This is a genomic window from Dehalococcoidia bacterium (assembly GCA_035310145.1).
In the GTDB taxonomy this organism is placed as follows: Bacteria; Chloroflexota; Dehalococcoidia; order CAUJGQ01; family CAUJGQ01; genus CALFMN01.
The window spans coordinates 1-19,994 of record DATGEL010000053.1 but is presented as its reverse complement, the minus strand read 5'-3'; the positions used below and the strand labels follow the sequence as shown (position 1 = coordinate 19,994).

The window sequence follows — 19,994 nt, the reverse complement described above, 5'->3', positions numbered from 1 at the left end:
CCTGCGCGAAGGAGCGCTGTGATGCAAGCCATCATTTTGTGGATCGTGGTCGGGCTGGCCGCCGGCTGGCTGGCGAGCAAGGTCGTGGCCAGTCCCCACGGCATCATCGTGGACCTGTTGCTGGGCCTCGTCGGCGCGTTGCTGGGCGGCTTCCTGCTGCGGGCGCTGGTCAAGCAGGTCGGCCCCTTTACGAATGCGCACGCGGAGCAGTACCGGCTCGCCTCGCAGGGGAACCTTGCCTGGACTTGGGAGTCGATGCTGACCCATATCGCCGTCGCCTTCCTGGGGGCGCTGCTGCTGCTGCTGCTCCACCGCCTGCTCTTTGCCTCACGGCGTGGCGGCCTGCGCCACGCCTAGCCCCGCGTGGTCTGCAGTCCACACGCAAAAGGACCGTTCGTGGTGGCCCTCGTGGAGGGGCGTCCGCAGCGAATTTAGACATGGTTTCAAAACCGGCTGTTGCGCCAGAGCTGACGCGGTGGCGGCGAGTCAGCGGCCGGTTTTGAAACCATCTGTAAGGAGCATGGCATGAAAGTCGATGCGTTCAAGCAACTCCCCGTCGTGAGTATCGAAACCGGCGCCAGGTTGGGCTATGTGGACGACCTCCTCTTTGACATCAGCCCGCTTCGTGTGGCGGCGCTCCGCGTCAAAGCCGAGGGCCAGCAAATCGTGGTGCCCTGGAGCGTCGTCAAAACCGTCGGGTCCGATGCGATCATGGTGCCCGACGATGCCGCCGCGCACACCACGTCTTCCGAGAGCGGCCTGTCCGCGCTGCCGGACATCGCCGCGCTGCGCACGCTCAAGGTGGTCGACGAGGGCGGCACCTTCGTTGGCACGGTGAAAGAGTTGGATGTCGATCCGGACAGCGGCGCCGTCACACAGATTGAAGCGCACACGGGCGGTGTGCTTGGCATTGGCGGCACGACGACGGCGATCGGCGCGGCGGACATCCGCAGTATCGGCGATGAGGTGCTGCTGACGGCCGTCCGGCGCCCGGAGCAAGAACCCGCGGCCACAAAGACCTCGTAGCGGCCCGCTGTCACCCGACCTATCAGGCAGAGCAGCGAGACCCCGGCAGGTTGAACTGCCGGGGTCTCCTGGTACGGCGCGGTGGCGCTGCTTCCCGCATGCACCTACCCAACCAGCGCAGGAAGCGTAGAACGCATCACCAGAGAGCGCAGTCTCAGCCTGGCCAGACGCAGTTTGCAGTCGTATCAGTCGGGCAAGGGCGCCACGCTGGCGGCGATTGTCTACCGCGCTGTGCTTGCACTGTTCTCCATCGCACTGCTCGGGGTCGCGATCCGGGCTTCTTCATCGGTGGAGCGGCGCGGTCGACCATCGCGCGGCCCGCGCTCGCCGCTGTCGCAGGACGGGTGACCGCGGCGAAGCCATAGACCACTGGCGCGGGTGAACCCGTGCGCGTCGGCGCCGGGTGTCCATTCGCCGGTCGCGACCGAGCCCACGCATCGGTGTATCGATGTAAGCGAGACGCCACGTAGGTCGGCTATCAGCGTAGCTGCCCAGGATGATGCGGTCGCGTTTGCCGCCGCGGAGTCGGAAGGCATGCCCTCGCGTCCTGCCCCGCCGCGCGCCGAACCCGTGGTGTCCGGGCACCACCAGCGCCGCTGGGGCCGTGTGCGAAACGCCGCGCGGGTGGCAGCAGGACTCGCGCTGCTGAGCGTTGTCGTTGGCGGCAGTGTGCTGCTCGTGCGACAGCGGAGACACTGACGGCGGGAGCCGCCGCTCGTTTCCGCGGGTGCGCCGCGGGGGCACGGTGGGAGTGAGCGCTGCGGGCCTCATCGCGGCTGCAGCCGCGATCGGCGTTGTTCAACTCGCTGGAGCCTTTGAGCGGCAGCAGGCAGCGCTTCGGAGGATGGCGCGTCGGACGGCCTGTGCGACGCTGAACCGGTACGTCACGTCTGCATCGCGTATGGGACGACGTTCTTGTCGGGCGCCTTCCTGCGGGAAAGGACAGCCAGTATGAGTGTGTTGAGCGGGCTGCACGGCACCATCGCCAGCATCATTCTCTATGCGCTGCTCTTTGCTGATGAAACTGGTCTGCCCATCCCGTTCGCACCAAACGAGGTGCTGCTGCTCCTCGCTGGAGTGCTGATCCGGACCGGCGCGATCTCCGCCTGGATCTTCCTGCCCGCCGCACTGGTGGTCATGGCGGCCGGCATGCTGGTGGGGTATGGCTGGGCCCATGCCGTCGGCCGACCCGGCGTTGCGCGGGTGGTGCGCCTGGTCCACGCCGAGGCCGCGCACCGCCGCATCCTTGGGCATCTGGAGGCAGCCGGCCCGCTGGGCATCGGCGTCGCCCGGCTCCTGCCAGGCGTACGGCCGTGGGCAACGCTCTCCTGCGGTGCCATGGGCATCCGCCTGCCCCGCTTTCTGCTCGCGGCGCTGCCCGCGCTGCTGCTGTGGCTGGTGAGCTGGACGGCATTGGGGGTACTGGTCGGTCTCCCGGTCGAGCACCTGCTCGGCGTGTTCCAAAAGCTGCTGCTGCGGGGTGTGCTGCTGGTGGTGATCGGGGCTGCTGGCTACGTGGGCCTGCGGCGCCTGCAGCGGCAAGACCTGGTGGCGGAGCGGCGGCGGGTGGTCTGGTTGCCGTTGACGCTCCTGCTGACGGGCGCCGCGGTCGCCAGCATGGCGGCGGGTGTGTTGGCGATCGGACGCGGCCTGGTGGGCGATGACCAGGCCACCTGGGTTGATGCCCTGCTGGTGGCCGTCGTGGTGACCGCTGTCGGTGGTGCCACGCTGGTCAAGAACCAGCGCCGGCATCTGAACCAACTTGGACCGCAGGCATGAGCGGCTGGTGCGTCCATCGACGGGCGGTGACACGTCGCACGGGCGGGGCACGTCCAAACGGACCACATCATGGCATTTCGTCGCCGTCACCCGGACGCTGGGCCGGACTCCGGCAACAGGGGCAGAGCCGTCCGCATTCGGGTTCGCGCGGTTGCAGACTTGCAAGAGGCGCTTCGTTCCTGAGCGCACGGTTCATGGAATTGCCAGCGATCGCTCATTGACATCCTTTCTGGGCCGCTCCTACCATGAGTGCGGCGCCGAGCGGGCGCCTACAACCGAATATTCGGCGCCGAACCCGCGATCGCGGGGCGGGGGACCCAGTCTCCGGGGTGAGTTCCTGCAACGCAGGAAGGGGCAGCCTTTCAGCCCTAACCCGTCAGCTAACCTCGCAGGCGCAGCGAAAGGGCTGTCTCATCATGGGGCTGGCCCTTTTCTCTTGTCTTCCCGCCGGCCTGCCCCGTTTGAACAGCGCCTCCCACCGGGCCCTGCGCCCGCGCCGGAGTCGCATGCTCCCCCGGCGAGCGTTTGCCGGGGAAAGGGGCCAGCCACGCGACCGCAAGAGGCGATTTCATCTCCCGATTGGGTTGGCGACGATCTCTTCAACCTGACCAGCGGCAGCGGCGCCGCGACGATCGCTCCATCGCGCCCCTGGCGGCAGATGAGCCGCACGATCGCTCCAGCACCGGCGTTCGAGCTGCCGCCACACCGGCCGCTGGTCGAGCCGGATGCGGCCCAGCCGCCCATGGCCGGCAGCTGGGCGGCCGACCCACACGGCCGCGGCCGTCTCCCGGGCCGCCTGCTCGACACGCTGCCCGCGCTGCTCACGTGGCTGGTCGTGCTTTCGCCGCTGTGGGCGGGCTACTTCCTGCCGGTGCCCTTCGCGGCCGCGATCCTGCTGTTCGACGTCTACTGGCTCTATCTCTCCGGTTCAACGGCGCTGCGCGCCTGGCGATCGCACCGGCGCATGCAGGCCGACGCCGAAGAGGACTGGCACAAGCTGTACCGCGCCGATCGCCTCTTCCGCCGCACCTATCTCGACTGGGGCGCGGTGCGCCACGTCGTGATCATTCCGAGCTACAAGGAAGATGAGGCGATCCTGGTCCGCACGCTCGAGAGCCTCGCCGCCCAGGACGTGTGCGATCAGATCCACGTCGTGCTGGCGATGGAGCAGCGCGAGGCCGGCGCCCGCGCCAAGGCCGAGCGCATCGCGTCGCTGTTCCGCGGCTGCTTCGACGGCATTTCGATTACCCTGCATCCCGCCAGCCTGGCGGGCGAGGTGGCCGGCAAGTCCTCCAACGAGGCGTGGGCGGCGCACTGGGTGCGCGACGAGCTGGTCGGCCGGCGCGGCTGGGACCTCTACGCCACGACGATCACGAGCTGCGACGCGGATACGGTCTTCCACCCGGCCTACTTCGCCTGCATCACCTACAAGTTCGCCACCGACGCCAACCGCTACCGGCACTTCTGGCAGTCGGCCATCCTGCTGAACAACAACATCTGGGATTCGCCCGCGCCGCTGCGCGTGGCCAGCGCCCTCGCCGGCGTGCACATCATGTCCAACCTCATGCGCCGCAACCGCATGATGTTCCCGCAGTCCACCTACACACTCAGCCTGAAGATGGCGGACGACGTGGGCTACTGGGACCCGGACGTGATTCCCGAAGACTGGCACATGTACCTGAAGTGCTTCTACGCCTTCGGCGGCGAGGTGACGGTCGAGCCGGTCTTCCTACCCACGGGCAACGACGCCGTGCGCAGCCGCAGCTACGCGGCGAGCCTGAAGATGGCCTACGTGCAGCACAAGCGCCACGCCTGGGGCTCAAGCGATGTGCCCTATGCGATCGTCCAGGGTATCGGTCATCCCGAGATTCCCTTCGTCAGGAAGGCGCGGCGCTTCATCGCACTGGCGGGCAACCACTTCCTGTGGGGCACGCACTGGTTTCTGCTCAGTCTCGGCTGGTTCATGCCGGCGGTGATCGGCCGCCTGTTCGGCCACGACCATGCGCCGGTCTGGCTGCCGCTCGGGGCACGCGTGCTGCTCTGGGCCTGCTTCGTCCCCTACATCAGCATGTTCTTTCTCGACCGGCGGCTGCGGCCGGCGAGGCCCGCCTGGTGGCGAGCGCGGCACACGGTAGCCGACATCGCCTGGTGGGCGCTGCTGCCGGTCACCAGCCTGCTGTTCTCGACCTTCCCCGCGCTCGAGGCGCAGACCCGGCTGGCGCTGGGCAAGCGCCTGGAGTACCGCGTGACGGAGAAGGCGGCCTGAGCGGCGCGGTCTGTTAGCTGCTTCACACTGTCGGCGTGAACTTCGCTGCTAGCCGCATCCCTGCGGGCCGCGTACGATGGCGCCAATTGACCCCAGGCAGGTACTGCATGTCCGAGCCAGGCGCCATCGATCTCGCCTTCATGGGCACCGGCAACGCTTTCGCCCCGCAACGCTGCTGGAGCGGCTTCGTGCTCAATCAGCGCCACCTCTTCGACGCGCCGCCCACGGCGCTCTACAGCCTCAAGCGCATGGGCGTGCCGCTGGCGGGCATCCAGTCGGTGTTCGTCTCGCACTTCCACGCCGACCACTTCTTCGGCCTGCCCTTTCTGCTGCTGGAATATGCCTACCTGACGAAGCGCAGCGAAGACCTGACGATCATCGGCCCGCCCGGCATTGAGCCGCGCCTGCGGCAGCTCGTCGAGATCGGCTATCCCTCGCTGAACGACGGCGACCACGGATACCGCCTGTGTTATGTCGAGATCGAAGACGGCGCCGCGAGCGAAGTAAATGGCCTGCGCTACGAGACGGTCGAGGTGGAGCACGGCGGCGAGGCGCTGCGCGCCTTCGGCTTCCGCGTGCAGGCCGAGGGGCGCACCCTGGCCTACACCGGCGACACGAGTTACTGCGAACAGCTCGTACCACTGGCACGCGGCGCCGACGTGCTGGTCACCGACTGCACCTACGCCGCCGGCCGCAACAACCCGGAGCATATGAGCTTCGAGGAGGTACGTGAGCTGCAGGCGCGGATCGGCGGCGCCACGGAGATCCTGCTGACGCACCTGGGCGAGCCGCCGCCGGGCAAGGGCTGTCGCCGCATCACCGTCGCCGCCGACCAGACGCGCTACCGCTTCTAGCGCCGTGCACGCCGTCGTCGTCGCGGGCGGCGAACTCGTGCTCTCCGCGCGCATCGCCCGAGCCGTGCAGTCCGCCGATCTCCTGATCGCCGCCGACAGCGGCGCCCGCCACCTGCCGGCGTTGGGGCGCAGTGCCGACGTCTTGATCGGCGACTTCGACTCGTTCGATCCGGCCGGCGCGCCCGGTGCGGAAACGGCCGAAGTCGTGCGCTTTCCCAGCGCCAAGGACCAGACCGACCTGCATCTCGCGGTGCGCGAGGCCGTGCGGCGCGGCGCCACGGCCGTGACGGTGCTCGCCGCGCTGCGCGGATCCCGCCTCGACCACGGCGCCGCCAACGTGCTGCTGCTCAGCGCTGCAGAGTTCGCAGCCATCGACCTGCGCGCCCTGGACGGCCTGGACGAGTTGCGGGCGGTGCGCACCAGCGCCGAGATCGCGGGCGCTCCTGGCGACCTGGTCACGCTGCTCGCCCTGACACAGCGCGCTGCCGGCGTCACCACGGAGGGCCTGCTCTATCCGCTGCGCGAGGCACCGTTGCGGCGCGGCGATTCACGCGGCGTGAGCAACGTGCTGCTGGGGGCGCACGGCGCCGTGCGGCTGCGCCGCGGCATGCTGTTGCTGATTCACCGCGCGGGCGGCGACCCGAACGCGATCCGCTAGTATCATGGACGTGACTGCCCGTGCGTCCATTGCCGGCCGCGCGGTACGATCGGTCTGCGTCCCTTCCTACTTCCGCCCATCCCTGGGGGCGCTCTACGAGACATGACAATGGTTTCAGCGAACACCAGCGAGCGCATCTATCTGGACCATGCGGCAACTACCGCCGTCGATCCGCGCGTGGTGGACGTGATGCTGCCGGCGCTCGCACAAAGCTGGGGAAACCCGAGCAGCATCTACCGCGAAGGGCAGGAGGCACGGCGCCTGCTCGACGAAGCGCGCGACCGGGTTGCCGCGATCCTCGGCGCACAGGCAGCGGAGATCGTCTTCACCGCGGGCGGCAGCGAGGCCGACAACTGGGCGATCCGCGGCGCCGCGTATGCCATGCAGGCGCAGGGCCGGCACATCGTCACCACGGCGATCGAGCATCACGCCGTGCTGCACACCTGCGAGCGGCTTGAGCGGGAGGGCTTCGCGGTCACCTTCGTGCCCGTCGACGCCGAAGGCTTCGTCACGCCCGAACAGGTTGCGGACGCCGTGCGCGACGACACGACCGTCGTCAGCGTCATGTACGCCAACAACGAGGTCGGCACGATCGAGCCGATCGCGGCGATCGCGCGGGCGGTGAAGGCGCGCAACCCGCGCACGGTCGTGCACACCGACGCGGTACAGGCAGCCGGGGCGTTGAGCCTCAACGTGGACCGGCTCGGCGTCGACGCGCTCTCGCTCGCGGCGCACAAGTTCTACGGGCCGAAGGGCAGCGGTGTGCTCTACCTGCGCACGGGCACGCCCTTCCTGCCGCAGTTGCTGGGCGGCGCCCAGGAGAAGGACCGCCGCGCCGGCACGGAGAACGTGGCCGGGGCAGCCGGCCTTGCCGCGGCACTGTCACTGGCCTACGAGGAGTTCGAGCAGCGCACGGCGCACAGCGCCGCCCTGCGCGACCGGCTGCTGGACGAGCTGCCCCGTCGCGTGCCCTACACGCATGTCAACGGTCCGCGCGACGGCGCCCGCCGCATCGCCAACAACGCCAGCTTCTGCTTCGAGTTCATCGAGGGCGAGGCGCTGCTCCTGGCGCTGGACCTGGGCGGCATCGCCGCCTCCAGCGGCTCCGCCTGCACCTCCGGCTCGCTGGAGCCGTCGCATGTCCTGCGAGCGATGGGCGTGCCGGACGAGATCGCGCGCAGCAGCCTGCGCCTCTCTGTCGGCAAGGAGAACACCCCGGAGCAGATCGCGCGCGTGCTCGACGCGATCCCGCGCTATGTCGAGCGGCTGCGGGCGCTCTCGCCGCTGGGGCCAGAGACGCCGGACAGCGGGGCGCTGGCAGCCGGCAACGCCTGATGCTACGCTTATTGTGAGAGCGGGCACGAATGCCCGCCGGCGCACGAGAGCGGGTATGAACCCAACGGCCTTGCAACCGCTCGCGGAATGGTTGACGCGATGACGAACGCCGCCCCCCTGCACCTGGTCGATTCGTTCGATGCGACTGGTGGCCACGCGCCGCTGCAGCTCGACATCGACGAGGAGCTGAAGAACAACCTGCTGGTCACCTCGGTGGACACGGTGCTGAACTGGGCGCGCAGCTCGTCCTTATGGCCGGCGATGTTCGGCCTCGCCTGCTGCGCGATCGAGATGATCGCCACGGCGACCTCGCGCTACGACATTGCCCGCTTCGGCGCCGAGATCTTCCGCGCCTCCCCGCGCCAGGCCGACTTCATGATCGTCGCCGGGACGGTTACCTGGAAGATGGCGCCGGCCGTGCGGCGCGTCTATCTGCAGATGGCCGAGCCGAAGTGGGTGATCGCGATGGGCGGCTGCGCGATCATGGGCGGGCCGTTCGCCTACGGCTACAGCACGCTGCCGGGCGTGAATCAGATCATCCCCGTCGACGTCTACGTGCCCGGCTGTCCGCCGCGGCCGGAGTCGCTGCTGACCGGCTTGATGATGCTCCAGGAAAAGATCAAGACGGAGAGCATCAGCCGCGAGCGTGACCGCATCGAGCCCACGGGCGATTTCAGCCAGTTCCTGCCCGCCGACGACCCGGTGCGCCGCGAGCTGGAGATGCTGTTCCCGCCGTACCTGAAGACCGGCAAGGCCGCGGAAGCCGGCGGCTGAGCGCGGCGGCCGCGGCCCGAGTGAGATAGCACGAGCTTGCGCGAGCCTGAGCGAGCATTGGCGCGTCGCGGCCGGTTCTGCTCGGTCGCAACCGCTTGCCGCGTTTACGCCACTCCGCTACAACTGGTTTAGCACTCGCACCGTGCGAGTGCTAAATCCTGAGCAGTATGCAGGTGAGCGATGGCCAAACAGTTGCTTTTTGACGAGGAGGCGCGTCACGCCCTCCGCCGCGGCATCGACGCCCTGGCCGATGCCGTCAAGATCACGCTCGGCCCCAAGGGCCGCAACGTCGTGCTGGACAAGAAGTTCGGCAGTCCCACGATCACCAACGACGGGGTGACGATCGCCAAGGACATCGAGCTGGAAGACCCCTTCGAGAACATCGGCGCCCAGCTCGCCAAGGAAGTCGCCAGCAAGACCAACGACATCGCCGGCGACGGCACCACCACCGCGACGGTGCTCGCCCAGGCGATCGTGCATGAGGGGCTGAAGAACGTCGCCGCCGGCGCCAACCCGATGGCGCTGAAGCGCGGCCTCGAAACGGCCACCGCGCTCATCTCCCAGACGATCAAGGACATCGCCACCCCCGTCACCACGCGCGAACAGATGGCGCAGGTCGCCAGCATCTCCGCGGCGGATCCGGCGATCGGCGACCTGATCGGCGAGGTGATGGAGAAGGTCGGCAAGGACGGCGTCGTCACCGTCGAAGAGTCGAAGGGCATCCGCACCGAGACCGAGTACGTGGAGGGCATGAGCTTCGACCGCGGCTACATCTCGCCCTACTTCGTCACCAACCCCGAGCGCATGGAAGCCGTGATCGACGACCCCTACATCCTGATCACGGACAAGAAGATCTCGGCCGTCAACGACATCGTTCCCCTGCTCGAGCGCCTGCTCCAGACCAGCAAGAACCTGATCATCATCGCCGACGACGTGGACGGCGAGGCGCTCGCCACGCTGGCCGTGAACAAGCTGCGCGGCACGATCAACGTGCTCGCCGTGAAGGCGCCCGGTTTCGGCGACCGCCGCAAGGACAACCTCGGCGACATCGCGGTGCTCACCGGCGGCCAGGTGATCAGCGATGAGCTGGGACGCAAGCTCGACTCCGTGCAGCTCGCCGACCTTGGCCGCGCCCGCCGCGTGATCGCCACCAAGGAAGAGACGACGATCGTCGAGGGCAAGGGCGAGCAGGAAGCCGCCGACGCCCGCATCGCCCAGGTGCGCGCGATCATGGAAGAAGCGAAGAGCGACTGGGACAAGGAGAAGGCCCAGGAGCGGCTCGGCAAGCTCGCCGGCAGCGTCGCCGTGATCAAGGTCGGCGCCGCCACCGAAGTCGAGCTGAAAGAGAAGAAGCACCGTGTCGAGGACGCACTCTCCGCGACTCGCGCCGCGGTCGAAGAGGGAATTGTCCCCGGCGGCGGCGTCGCCTTCATCAACGCCCTGCCGAAGCTCGACACGCTGAAGCTGGACGACGACGAGGGCACCGGCGGCGGCATCCTGCGCCGCGCCCTGGAAGAGCCGCTGCGCCGCATCGCCGTCAACGCCGGCCAGGACGGCTCGGTGATCGTGCAGGAAGTGCGCGGGCTGCCGAACGGCCAGGGCTACGACGCCCTGCGCGGCGAGTACGGCGACATGCTGAAGAAGGGCATCATCGACCCGGCCAAGGTAACGCGCTCCGCCCTGGAGAACGCCGTCTCAATCGCCGGCATGGTGCTGACCACCAACTGCCTCGTCACCGAGCTGCCGGAGAAGCAGGCCGCCGGCGCCCCCGCCGCGCCGCCGATGTACTAAGCTCTACTCCGGGACGCACTCCACCACAAGCGAAGGCGGACGCTAGAATGCAGGGGGACACGACCGTGTCCCCCTGCTTCGTTGCCCCGTGTCCCCGCGCGACGCCGGCCGGCTGCCGGCAGTTCGTTCCGAAGGACGGCTCGTGAAGGTTCTGTTTGTCTCCGTCGAGATGAACCCGCTCGCCAAAGTCGGCGGGCTGGCCGACGTGGCCGGCTCGCTGCCGAAGGCGTTGCGCCAGGCCGGCCACGACGTGCGCCTGGTCATGCCGCGCCATCGCCAGGTCGACCTGCAAGCGCTCGGCGCAAAAGCGGGGCCGTCGATCGCCGTCGGCGTCGCGGGCGGCGGCGAGGCGGCCGGCAACGTGTTCGAGGCGTCGGTAGGTGGCGTGCCGGTTTATCTGCTGGATCTGCCGGCGCTGTTCGACCGGCCGCACATCTACGGCGAGCAGGACGACAACGCCCGCTGGGTCGGCTTCTGCGACGCAGCGCTCGCCTGGCTGGCCGCGAGTGACTGGCAGCCGGAGGTGCTGCATCTCAACGACTGGCACGCCGCCTTCGTCGCCTCGCGGCTGCGGGCGCGGCCAGATCTGCCGCAGGCCGCGCTGCCCCGCGTCTTCACCATCCACAACCTCGCGATACACGGCGACTTCGACGACGCCTTCGCCGGCGCGGCCTGCCTGGACGCGCGGGTGCTGGAATCATCGCTGACTTCCGAGCGGTGGGTGACGCGCTGCGGCATGGGGCAGGGCATTCTCTGGTCGGACGCGATCAACACGGTCAGCCCGACCTACGCGCGCGAGATCCTGACGCCGGAGTACGGCGCCGGCCTTGACCCGCTGCTGCGCGCCCGCGAGCGCGACCTCTCCGGCATCCTCAACGGCATCGACTACGAGGAGTTTGACCCCGCGACGGACCAGCGCCTCTTCCAACGGTTCGACGCTGAGCAAATGGAAGGTCACCGGCGGAATAAGGCGATGATGCAGCGGCGGTTAGGCCTGGCCGAGAATGCCCATGCGGCGCTCGTCGGCATGGTCACACGGCTCTTCTATCAGAAGGGCGCCGACCTGGCCGCGGAGGCGGTCGAGGCGCTGCTGGCGCGGGGCCGGCCGCTGCAGTTCGCCGTGCTAGGCACGGGCGATCGGCAATACCACGACCAACTGCTGGCCTTGCAGGAAAAGTACCCGCTGAGCGTCTCGGTCACGCTCGCCTTCGATGCGGATCTCGCGCAGCAGATCTACGGCGGCACGGACCTGTTCCTCATGCCCTCGCGCTTCGAGCCCTGCGGCCTGGGCCAGATGATCGCGCTGCGCTACGGCTCGGTGCCGGTCGTGCGGCGCACCGGCGGCCTGGCCGATACGGTGGATGAGTGGACCGACACGAACGGTATGGGCAACGGCTTCGTATTCGACGAGGCAGACGCACACGAGCTCGAACAGGCGCTTGAGCGGGCGCTCGCCGTGTTCGCTCGGCCCAACGAGTGGCGCCGGTTGGTGCAGCGAGCCATGGCCGAGGACAACTCCTGGGGGGGAGCTGCGCAGGAGTACGTGCGGCTGTACGAGCAGGCAACGCGGGCGGCCGTGGCCCCCGGTGCCGGGCGCGGCCGTTGAGCAGCCGCTGCAGCCGGCGCGGAGAGGACGGCGCGTGAGCGAAACGCTGGCGGGCGCGATCGACCTGGGCGGCACAAAGGTGCTCACCGCCGTGATCGCGGCGGACGGCCGCGTGCTCGCCGCCGACCGCATCGCCACCCGTGCCCGGCGTGGGCCGGAGGCCGTTGCCGATGAGATGCTGGAGTCGCTGCGCCGCGCCTGCAAGCACGCGGGAACGGAGCTCGGAACACTCGCCGGCATCGGTGTCTCCGCCGCCGGACCGCTCGACGCCGCGCGCGGCGTACTGGCCGACCCGCCCAACCTGCACGGCTGGAAGGACGTGCCGCTGGGCCGCATGCTGCACGAACGCTGCGGCCTTGTCGTTGCACTTGAGAACGACGCCAACGCCGCGGCGCTGGGCGAATACCTGTTCGGCGCCGGTCGCGGCACGCGCGACATGGTCTACATCACGGTCAGCACGGGGATCGGCGCCGGCGTGATCGCCGACCGGCGTCTCTACCACGGCGCGGGCGGCGCCGCCGGCGAGGTGGGCCACATGACGATCGCCTACGGCGGCGAGCGCTGCGGCTGCGGCCGCTCCGGCTGCCTGGAGGCGTACGCTTCCGGCACGGCGATCGCCAGGGACGGCGCCCGCGCGGCGGTAGACGGCCGCTCGCCGGCGCTGGCGCAACGCAGGACGCGCAAGCAGGCGATCGATGCCGAAGCCGTGGCCCGTGCGGCGACCTCCGGCGATGCTGCGGCTACCGCGATTCTCGCGCGGGCGGCGGAATACCTGGGCGTCGGCCTGATGAACACGGTGCACCTGTTCAACCCCGAACTGATCGTGCTCGGCGGCGGCGTCAGCAACCTGCGCGCACAGGTGATCGAGCCCGCGGTCGCGTTCATGCGGGCGCGCGCCTTTCCGACGATGGCGGCCGCCGTCCGCGTCGAGTACGCACAGCGTGGCGACGACGCGGGGCTGCTGGGCGCGGCGGCGCTGCTGCTCGAGCCGTGGCCGGTCGGCGGCGCCTGACGCACCCCTTGGCCGCGGCGCCGCGTATACTGACACGAACCCCGCAGCGGCGGGCCGGCGGCAGGGACGGAAGCAGGATGAGCGGACGCGGCTCCCACGGCGGTCCGACGCCGGGTGCGGCCGGCGGACGCGGCCGAGAGACGCGCTTCGACGTCACCGCGGCCGGCCTGATCGGCGTCATCTACCTGACCGAAGCGGTAATTGGCATCCTGTTGCTGGCGGTCAATCCCGACTACCCCCAGGTCGAGTTGCACGCGAAGGTGCTCTACACCGGCCTGGCGCTCTCCATCTACTTCGCGGCGAAGTCCGTGGGACAGCCGCTCGGCGGCTGGCTTGCCGACCGCATCGAGCCGCACGCCATCCTGATGGCCGGTTTGCTGCTGAACCTGCCGGTGATCGTGCTGATGGAGCGGATCAAGGAAATCTGGTTCTATCTCGGCGCGTGGGCAGCCTTCGGCCTGACGCTTGCCGTGGTTTGGCCGACCGTCTACGCGATTGTGGGCGAGCGCTTCCGCCCCTCGGTGCAGGGGCGGCTGCTGGCGCTGGTCTCAATGGGGCAAATCGCCGGCACCGTCACGGGCGTCGGCATCGGCTCGGTGCTCGTCGATCACGTCTCCTATCTCGCGGCATTCGTGGTCGCCACGGTCATTGAGGCGGCGTCGCTGCTGGTCGCGGTCGCGATCGTACGCGGGGGAGGCCAGCGTCAGTCAGCGGGTGCCCTGGGCGCGGCGCAGGCGCCTTTCGGCTGGCGCCAGTGGGCGAGTGTGCTGACGCCCGATGCGGTCCTGCTGATCCTCGTGATCATGCTGCTCAGCATGGCCGTGGCGATGCTGACGCCGGATATCGGCCCCTACCGCGACCGCATCCTGCACATGAACGCCTCGACCTTTGCGCTGCTGCTGGCGCCGCCCGCCGCGCTGGCCGCGGCGTTGCTGGTGCCGTCCGGCTATCTGGCGGATCGCGCGGGACGCAACCGGCCACTGGCGGTGGGCATTGTCATTTTCGCCGCGAGCATCTTCCTGCTCTCGTTCACGCGCTCGCCGCTCGTCGCCTCGTTCTTCGCCTGCGGCGCCGCCGTCGGCTACGTGCTCTGCCTGCCGGCGCTCAGCGCCTCGCTGATCGATCTGTCAAAGAGTGGCAACCGCGGCCTGCTGACTGGCATCAGTACGGCGATCCAGGCGATCGGCGGCGTGATCGGCCCACCGATCGGCGCGAAGCTGATCGATAGCTTCGGCGCACTCTCGCCCTTCCGTGGCGCGGCGGCGATCATGGCCGTCACATTCGTTGTCGCCCTCGTGTATATCGGCCGCACGCGCGATCTCTACCGGCGGCGCGTGGCGGAAGCGGTGACCGTCTCAACCCGTGACTTGAGGCAGTGAAGCCGCCTCCGCGGTTCCGCCAGCGTCGTGCCGAGAAGTAGCGGCGGGAGATACAGCGTCCACGCCTTCGCATCGGTTGGCAGGCGCAGATCGTCTCCAAGGACGGAGAGTAACCGGAGAACGTGCGCCGGCGTATAACAACGCCCGCCGCGATCGAACCGTGCGCCTGCCACGGTGTCGATCCGCACGGTAGCCGCACGCACAGCAGACGGCGTTTGCGGCTGGTGGGCGCGTCACCGTCCGGTCTCCGCCACTAGTTCAAGCGACCACCGGCAGAAAGCTGCTCCATAGTGATTGCGTATAGGCGATGCGCGGATATAGTATTGGCTGCCTCGCAAATCTCACAATACGACGTGCGCGTCGGAGGTGCTACGGTGCAGGACACGTTCAACAAGCTTGGTGACCAGTTCAAGGTCTACTTCCCGAACGTGGTCGGCGCGATTGTCATCCTGATCGTCGGTTGGATCATTGCCGCGATTGTCTCCGCCGTGGTGAAAGCGGCGCTGCGCCGCACCGGCCTTGGCACACGTTTGGCGCGTGCGATGGGCGCGAGCGAAGGTGGCGGCGATAACGCCAGCAACGTGGCCGGAAGTGCCGTTTTCTGGCTGATCATGGTCTTCGTGCTGGTTGCGGCCTTCCAGGCATTGAACCTGACCCTGATCACGCAGCCGCTCAACCAGTTGCTCAACACGATCTTCGGCTACCTGCCGCAGATCATCGGCGCCGGCATCCTGTTGCTGATCGCCTGGATCATCGCCCGCATCGTGCGGTCGCTCGTCGTGCGCGGCCTGCGCGCAGCGCGCATCGATGAGCGCGTCGGCCAGCAGGTGTCGGGCGAAGAGGCCGCGGCGGGCGAGGCGCGGGCGGTGCCGCTCTCGACCTCGCTCGGCGAGGCGGCATACTGGCTCGTCTTCCTGCTGTTCCTGCCGGCGATCCTCAGCGCCTTAAACTTGCCCGGCCTGCTGGCGCCGGTGAATTCGCTGCTGAACCGCACGCTCGGCTTCATCCCCAACATCGTCGCGGCGGCGCTGATCCTGGTGATCGGCTGGTTCGTGGCCACTCTGGTTCGCCGCATCGTCGCCGGCCTGCTCGCGGGCGTCGGCCTCGACCGTCTGAGCGAACGGTTGGGCATCGCCGGCTCGCTGGGCTCGCGGCGCCTGTCGGACGTCGCCGGCCTGCTCGTCTACGTGCTGATCATCATTCCGGTGGCGATCGCCGCACTCAACGCCTTGCAGCTCGCCGCGGTCAGCACGCCCGCCAGCAACATGCTGAACGAGCTGCTGGCCTTCATCCCCCGCATCTTCGCCGCCGCGATCATCGTGGGCGTCTCCTACGTGATCGCGCGGATCATCGCGCCGTTGATCGCGGAGCTGCTGGAAGGCTTCGGCTTCAACACGATCCTGGCGCGGCTGGGCATCAGCCGCGAGGCCGCGGCGAACGAACGCACGCCGTCGGAACTCGCAGGCTACGCCGTCTTCGCCTGGATCATGCTCTTCGCGGCGATCCAGGCCGCGAATGCGCTGCAGTTCCCGATCGTGGCGCAACTGATCGCCGACTTCACCGTCCTCGCCGGCCGCGTGCTGCTGGCCGTGGTGATCTTCGGCCTCGGCCTCTATCTCGCGAACCTCGCCGCTGCCGCGATTCGCCGCAGCGATGCCTCCCAGGCCGACCTGCTGGCCCTCGCCGCCCGCATCGCCGTGCTGGTGCTCGCCGGCGCCTACGCGCTGCGTGAGATCGGGCTGGCGAACGAGATCGTCAACCTCGCCTTCGGCCTGACACTCGGCGCCGTGGCCGTGGCCGTGGCCATCGCCTTCGGCTGGGGCGGCCGCGAGGTCGCCGGCCGCGAGCTGGAGCGCTGGATCGAAAATCGGCGGAGCAATCCGCCGGCCATCCAGCCGCCATCAGCCTCCGGCGACGATTAAGCGCGTCTGCTGAAGGGGCAGCGCGAGGCCGCGGCACTGCGGCGTGCCGCGGCCTCGCGCTGTGGGCGCAAGCGCTCTCCGAACAGCGTCGCACGCGGGCGAGCCGGCGTGCACCTGGCGCCAGGTGTCCCGACCGAGGGATGGCGGCTTCCACGATGCCGCGCCGCAGGTCGGCCGCGGTGCAGGCGATCAGGCGGCCGAAGGTCTCGGCCAGCTCGGCGGCGAATTCGGCATCCAGCGGCCGCAGCGGCACGGTGAGATGCAGGCGCGTCCAGGACGCCGTCCAGTCCTCGAGCTCGAGCGTCGGGCCGAGCGCCTCCAGCAGTTCCAGCGCGCGTGCGGCAAACACGGCGCACCAGCGCTGGTTGCGTTCGGGCTCGTCCTCGAAGTGCAGGCCCAGCTCGGCGCGGCCGCTGCGTCCTTGCAGCCATAGCTCGTAGTGCACGCGCGGATTGCCGTAGTGGATCTGCAGCATGGCGTGGCGCTGGCGGGCGTGCCAGGGCCGCAGCTCCGGCGGCGTGCCCGTCTCCAGGCGCTCCAGCACCAGTTGCAAGAACGGCTGTTGCTGCATTCGCACTCCTCGCGGATTACTGATCCAGACCGTCGGCCAGGCTGCGCAGCCGCCGCTCAACCGGCAACCCCGCGGCCAGGCTGAACAGTTCCGTCGTCAGTGTGCGCCGGACCAGGTCGCCGGGGAAGAGCGTATACGGATCGCCGCCGGGCAACTGGCTGACGTGGCAGGCGATCGCCGCCAGCTTGCGTTCGGCGACGGCGCGGATATCGATCGCCGCGGCGATCTGCGCCGGCTCGACGCCGAGCGTGTCCGGGTCGAGCCGCCGAATACTGTCGGTGTACTCGGAGCCAAGCATGTGCTCGTACATCGGCCGGAACATGCCGCGCGGAAAGGCCGCGGTGAACAGCCGCGCCGGCTGCCAGTACCGCCCATACTCCGCTTCGGAAAAGCGCTCGCTGCCGGCCGCCGCGCCAAAGGCCGCCAGCACGAGGCGAAACAGCGCCAGGTGGTCCGGGTGGCCGTAGACGCCGTCTTCGCCCAGGCTGAGCACGAGCTGCGGCCGCAGCCGCCGGATCTCCGCGATGAGCTGCCCCACGACCTCGGGGAAGTTGACCGATCCCAGCGCCCCGTCCGCCAGCCCGAGGAAACGCGGCCGCGCCAGGCCGAGCGTTTCACATGACCGCGCCAGCTCGGCTTCCCGCACGTTGGCCAGCGAGTCCTTGCGCGACCGGGCAAGCGCCAAGGGCGGTCGCAGGTCGCGGCCGCCTTCCCCCCGCGTGGCACAGAGCACCTGCACCTCGGCGCCGCCGTCGGCCAGCAGCGCCAGCGTGCCGGCGCAGCTGTACGACTCGTCATCGGGATGCGGGAAGATACCGAGGACGCGCAGCGGTTCGCTCAGCGGCATGCCGGCCTACTCCCCGAGCCCTTCATAGGGGCTGACCAGGAATTCGTTCGCCCGTGTCGAGCGCAGTCCCCAGGCCAGCGCGAAGGCCACGGCCAGGACGAGCGCCGCTGCGGCGAAGGTGCGCGCGAACACGCGGTGCTCGACCGCCTGCACGCGCAGCGCCGCGTCGGGCTCGGTGATCAGCGGCGCGATGTGGCTGCCGAAGTAGCCGAGCCCCTGCGTCGCCAGCAGCGCGAGACCGACGATCATTCCCGCCGTCCAGACCACCAGCAAGAGGGCAGAGGCGGTGGCGCGCTGTCGCTCGTCCACGGCATCCACGACCGTAGCCACGATCGGCCCGTCGCAGAGACCGAGGCCGAAGCCCGCGAGGCCGAGCGCTCCCCACAGATGCCAGGTGGAGGGCGGCAGCGCGTTGGGCTCGCGCGGCGTGAACGGCCAGGCGCCCATCCAGAGGAAGCCGGCGCAGGCCAGCGACAGGCCGATCAACACCGTGGCGCGGTAGCCGGCCCGCGTCGCCAGCCAGCCGCCGGCCACGCCGCCGATCGGCAGCAACAGCAGCAGGCGCATCAGGTTGAGCCCGCCCTGCGTCGTGCTCTGGCCGTAGAGCGCATCGGTCATCAGCGGCACGTTCACCAGCGCCGTGATCAGCGCCCCGCCAATGAGAAAGTAGGCCAGCATCGCCGCGGCGACTGGGCGGGTGCGCAGGCTGCGCAGGTCGATCATGGGCTCGCAAGCGTCCAGCTCCGTGCGCACGAACAGCAGCATCACCACCGCGCCGGCGCTGCCGAGCGCAAGGCTGACGGCAAGCGGGCGCGGGTTGGCGCCGTCGTCCGTGAGGGCAACGGTTAGGGCGGTCAGGCCGGCGATCAGCAACGCGGCGCCGCGCCAGTCCAGCGTGCGCCAGCCGCGCGAGCCGGTGTCGCGCGCGAGCAGCGGCGCCGCCGCCAGCATCGGCAGCACCAGCGGCAGGTTAAGCCAGAACAGCGCCCGCCAGCCCCAGACGCCGGCGATCGCCGCGCCCCACACCGGCCCGATGAAGGTGCTGCCGTTGTTCGCGGCGGCCAGCGCCCCCAGAGCAAGCGCCCGCCGCGCCCGGGTGACGTCGGCGGCGATCGCCAGACCAACGGGCAGCAGCCCGCCGCCGCCGATCGCCTGGAAGGCTCGCGCCCCGACCAGGAACCAGAAGTTGGGTGCGATCGCCGTGAGCACCGAGCCGGCGCAAAAGATCAGCAAGCAGGCGGCGAACACGCGCACGCGGCCGAAGACGTCCGCAACGCGCCCCACGATCGGCATGGCGATGGTGTAGCCGAGCAGGTAGCCGGTCACGACCCAGGGCGCCTTGCCCAGGTCGCGGTTGATCGGCAGCCGCAGGTCCTTGAGGATGTCCGCCAGCACCGTGACGACGACCGTCTGGTCGAGCGTGCCGAAGAAGATGCCCGCGCCCACGAGCAGCAGAAGCCAGGCCGGGCTGCGGCGCCGCGACTCGGTGAGCGCGCGGCGGAAACCGGCCGGCGGCGCCCCGGCGCCGCGCGGCGTGGGCGTGCGCGGGAGCGCGCCGGCCCGCTCGCGTACTTCGCCGGGCGAGCGGCGCCGCATCGGCTTCATTGCGGCGGCTGGATGTCCAGCCTCTCGTCGAACTGCGAGAGGTCGATGATACGGGCGATGTTCGCCGGCTCCTGGTCGTCGAGCGGGCCGTCGATCCGCAGCCGGTAGAGGCGGTGGTCGGCATCGCCGATCCAGGCCTTGCCCTTCACCAGCTTGCCGGCCTGCGCGTTCTGCGCCAACGCGGTCAGGTCGCCCGCGTCGACATCGCCGGTCACGATCGTCGTGTTCACGCCGTTCAGCGTTTCATGCCCGGCGATCTGCGGGTTCTTGACCCCCTTGAGCGCCTTGAGCACGCCGGTGTTGGGGTCGAGGATCGCCGCTGCCCCGACGCCGTTGGGGAGCGGCGCGTAGCGGTTGCCGGTGAGGTTGAGCCAGACCTGGTCGCCGACGTTGATCACGTTCACGTCGACGGTGAAGCCGCTGAGCGTGCCCGTGACCCTGGCCTTGAAGCGGTCGGGCTTGAGGATATCGCCTTCGGCCTTGCTCATGGAGATGCCGTTGGCGATCGGCGTCGAACCGTTCTCGTGCGTCAGCACGAAATGGAACGACTTGAGGTCGTTCGTCGTCTG

General features: G+C 69.3%; 18 protein-coding genes and 1 riboswitch. Of the genes, 15 read left to right on the top strand and 3 right to left on the bottom strand.

The window, feature by feature from the left end; translation table 11 throughout:
* The first annotated feature begins 21 nt into the window (after positions 1 to 21).
* From VKV26_10985 to VKV26_10915, 15 genes are all read left to right on the top strand, one after another.
* On the top strand, positions 22 to 357 hold the full coding sequence (locus VKV26_10985; protein ID HLZ70419.1) for a GlsB/YeaQ/YmgE family stress response membrane protein: 336 nt from the start codon (positions 22 to 24) through the stop codon (positions 355 to 357).
* 168 nt (positions 358 to 525) lie between these two features.
* Positions 526 to 1,026 carry a PRC-barrel domain-containing protein gene (locus tag VKV26_10980; protein ID HLZ70418.1) on the top strand — a complete coding sequence of 167 codons (501 nt, stop codon included), beginning with the start codon at positions 526 to 528 and terminating at the stop codon, positions 1,024 to 1,026.
* Positions 1,027 to 1,107: 81 nt separating this feature from the next.
* Entirely contained in the window at positions 1,108 to 1,374 is a 267-nt protein-coding gene (locus VKV26_10975; GenBank protein ID HLZ70417.1) for a hypothetical protein, read from the top strand.
* Positions 1,375 to 1,977: 603 nt separating this feature from the next.
* Entirely contained in the window at positions 1,978 to 2,805 is an 828-nt protein-coding gene (locus tag VKV26_10970) for a VTT domain-containing protein (protein ID HLZ70416.1), read from the top strand.
* 277 nt (positions 2,806 to 3,082) lie between these two features.
* A riboswitch (cyclic di-AMP (ydaO/yuaA leader) is annotated at positions 3,083 to 3,214 on the top strand.
* A 249-nt stretch (positions 3,215 to 3,463) separates the two neighbouring features.
* Positions 3,464 to 5,071 carry a glycosyltransferase family 2 protein gene (locus tag VKV26_10965; protein ID HLZ70415.1) on the top strand — a complete coding sequence of 536 codons (1,608 nt, stop codon included), beginning with the start codon at positions 3,464 to 3,466 and terminating at the stop codon, positions 5,069 to 5,071.
* A 107-nt stretch (positions 5,072 to 5,178) separates the two neighbouring features.
* Positions 5,179 to 5,925, top strand: a complete 747-nt coding sequence (locus VKV26_10960) for an MBL fold metallo-hydrolase (GenBank protein ID HLZ70414.1) — start codon at positions 5,179 to 5,181, stop codon at positions 5,923 to 5,925.
* 4 nt (positions 5,926 to 5,929) lie between these two features.
* Positions 5,930 to 6,583 carry a thiamine diphosphokinase gene (locus VKV26_10955; GenBank protein ID HLZ70413.1) on the top strand — a complete coding sequence of 218 codons (654 nt, stop codon included), beginning with the start codon at positions 5,930 to 5,932 and terminating at the stop codon, positions 6,581 to 6,583.
* A 108-nt stretch (positions 6,584 to 6,691) separates the two neighbouring features.
* Positions 6,692 to 7,918 carry a cysteine desulfurase family protein gene (locus VKV26_10950; GenBank protein HLZ70412.1) on the top strand — a complete coding sequence of 409 codons (1,227 nt, stop codon included), beginning with the start codon at positions 6,692 to 6,694 and terminating at the stop codon, positions 7,916 to 7,918.
* 99 nt (positions 7,919 to 8,017) lie between these two features.
* Complete coding sequence (locus VKV26_10945) at positions 8,018 to 8,692, top strand: NADH-quinone oxidoreductase subunit B family protein (GenBank protein HLZ70411.1); 675 nt, start codon at positions 8,018 to 8,020, stop codon at positions 8,690 to 8,692.
* Between the two features lie 180 nt (positions 8,693 to 8,872).
* Entirely contained in the window at positions 8,873 to 10,483 is a 1,611-nt protein-coding gene (groL, locus tag VKV26_10940) for a chaperonin GroEL (protein HLZ70410.1), read from the top strand.
* Between the two features lie 142 nt (positions 10,484 to 10,625).
* Entirely contained in the window at positions 10,626 to 12,089 is a 1,464-nt protein-coding gene (locus VKV26_10935) for a glycogen synthase (GenBank protein HLZ70409.1), read from the top strand.
* 34 nt (positions 12,090 to 12,123) lie between these two features.
* Positions 12,124 to 13,101 carry an ROK family protein gene (locus tag VKV26_10930; protein HLZ70408.1) on the top strand — a complete coding sequence of 326 codons (978 nt, stop codon included), beginning with the start codon at positions 12,124 to 12,126 and terminating at the stop codon, positions 13,099 to 13,101.
* A 77-nt stretch (positions 13,102 to 13,178) separates the two neighbouring features.
* Positions 13,179 to 14,480 (top strand): MFS transporter, encoded by a 1,302-nt coding sequence (locus VKV26_10925; protein ID HLZ70407.1) that lies wholly within the window; start codon positions 13,179 to 13,181, stop codon positions 14,478 to 14,480.
* A 374-nt stretch (positions 14,481 to 14,854) separates the two neighbouring features.
* Positions 14,855 to 16,402 (top strand): mechanosensitive ion channel, encoded by a 1,548-nt coding sequence (locus VKV26_10920; protein HLZ70406.1) that lies wholly within the window; start codon positions 14,855 to 14,857, stop codon positions 16,400 to 16,402.
* 124 nt (positions 16,403 to 16,526) lie between these two features.
* The gene (locus VKV26_10915; protein HLZ70405.1) at positions 16,527 to 16,835 is read left to right on the top strand and encodes a hypothetical protein; all 309 of its coding nucleotides are present in this window, start codon (positions 16,527 to 16,529) and stop codon (positions 16,833 to 16,835) included.
* A gap of 154 nt (positions 16,836 to 16,989) precedes the next feature.
* On the opposite strand, the gene VKV26_10910 is transcribed toward VKV26_10915, so the two are convergent.
* From VKV26_10910 to VKV26_10900, 3 genes are all read right to left on the bottom strand, one after another.
* The gene (locus tag VKV26_10910; GenBank protein ID HLZ70404.1) at positions 16,990 to 17,820 is read right to left on the bottom strand and encodes a PIG-L deacetylase family protein; all 831 of its coding nucleotides are present in this window, start codon (positions 17,818 to 17,820) and stop codon (positions 16,990 to 16,992) included.
* 6 nt (positions 17,821 to 17,826) lie between these two features.
* Positions 17,827 to 19,425: an MFS transporter gene (locus VKV26_10905; GenBank protein ID HLZ70403.1), complete on the bottom strand. Its 1,599-nt coding sequence runs from the start codon at positions 19,423 to 19,425 to the stop codon at positions 17,827 to 17,829.
* Positions 19,422 to 19,994 (bottom strand): LppX_LprAFG lipoprotein (locus VKV26_10900; protein ID HLZ70402.1); only part of this gene is annotated, 573 nt, incomplete at its 5' end. The genes VKV26_10905 and VKV26_10900, both read right to left, overlap by 4 nt.

What these genes read in the sequence shown, in the direction of transcription:
- VKV26_10985 (HLZ70419.1), top strand. Translation starts at nt 22, where the DNA reads ATGCAAGCCATCATTTTGTGGATCGTGGTCGGGCTGGCCGCCGGCTGG.
- VKV26_10980 (HLZ70418.1), top strand. Translation starts at nt 526, where the DNA reads ATGAAAGTCGATGCGTTCAAGCAACTCCCCGTCGTGAGTATCGAAACC.
- VKV26_10970 (HLZ70416.1), top strand. Translation starts at nt 1,978, where the DNA reads ATGAGTGTGTTGAGCGGGCTGCACGGCACCATCGCCAGCATCATTCTC.
- VKV26_10965 (HLZ70415.1), top strand. Translation starts at nt 3,464, where the DNA reads ATGAGCCGCACGATCGCTCCAGCACCGGCGTTCGAGCTGCCGCCACAC.
- VKV26_10960 (HLZ70414.1), top strand. Translation starts at nt 5,179, where the DNA reads ATGTCCGAGCCAGGCGCCATCGATCTCGCCTTCATGGGCACCGGCAAC.
- VKV26_10950 (HLZ70412.1), top strand. Translation starts at nt 6,692, where the DNA reads ATGGTTTCAGCGAACACCAGCGAGCGCATCTATCTGGACCATGCGGCA.
- VKV26_10945 (HLZ70411.1), top strand. Translation starts at nt 8,018, where the DNA reads ATGACGAACGCCGCCCCCCTGCACCTGGTCGATTCGTTCGATGCGACT.
- groL (HLZ70410.1), top strand. Translation starts at nt 8,873, where the DNA reads ATGGCCAAACAGTTGCTTTTTGACGAGGAGGCGCGTCACGCCCTCCGC.
- VKV26_10925 (HLZ70407.1), top strand. Translation starts at nt 13,179, where the DNA reads ATGAGCGGACGCGGCTCCCACGGCGGTCCGACGCCGGGTGCGGCCGGC.
- VKV26_10910 (HLZ70404.1), bottom strand. Translation starts at nt 17,820, where the DNA reads ATGCCGCTGAGCGAACCGCTGCGCGTCCTCGGTATCTTCCCGCATCCC.
- VKV26_10905 (HLZ70403.1), bottom strand. Translation starts at nt 19,425, where the DNA reads ATGAAGCCGATGCGGCGCCGCTCGCCCGGCGAAGTACGCGAGCGGGCC.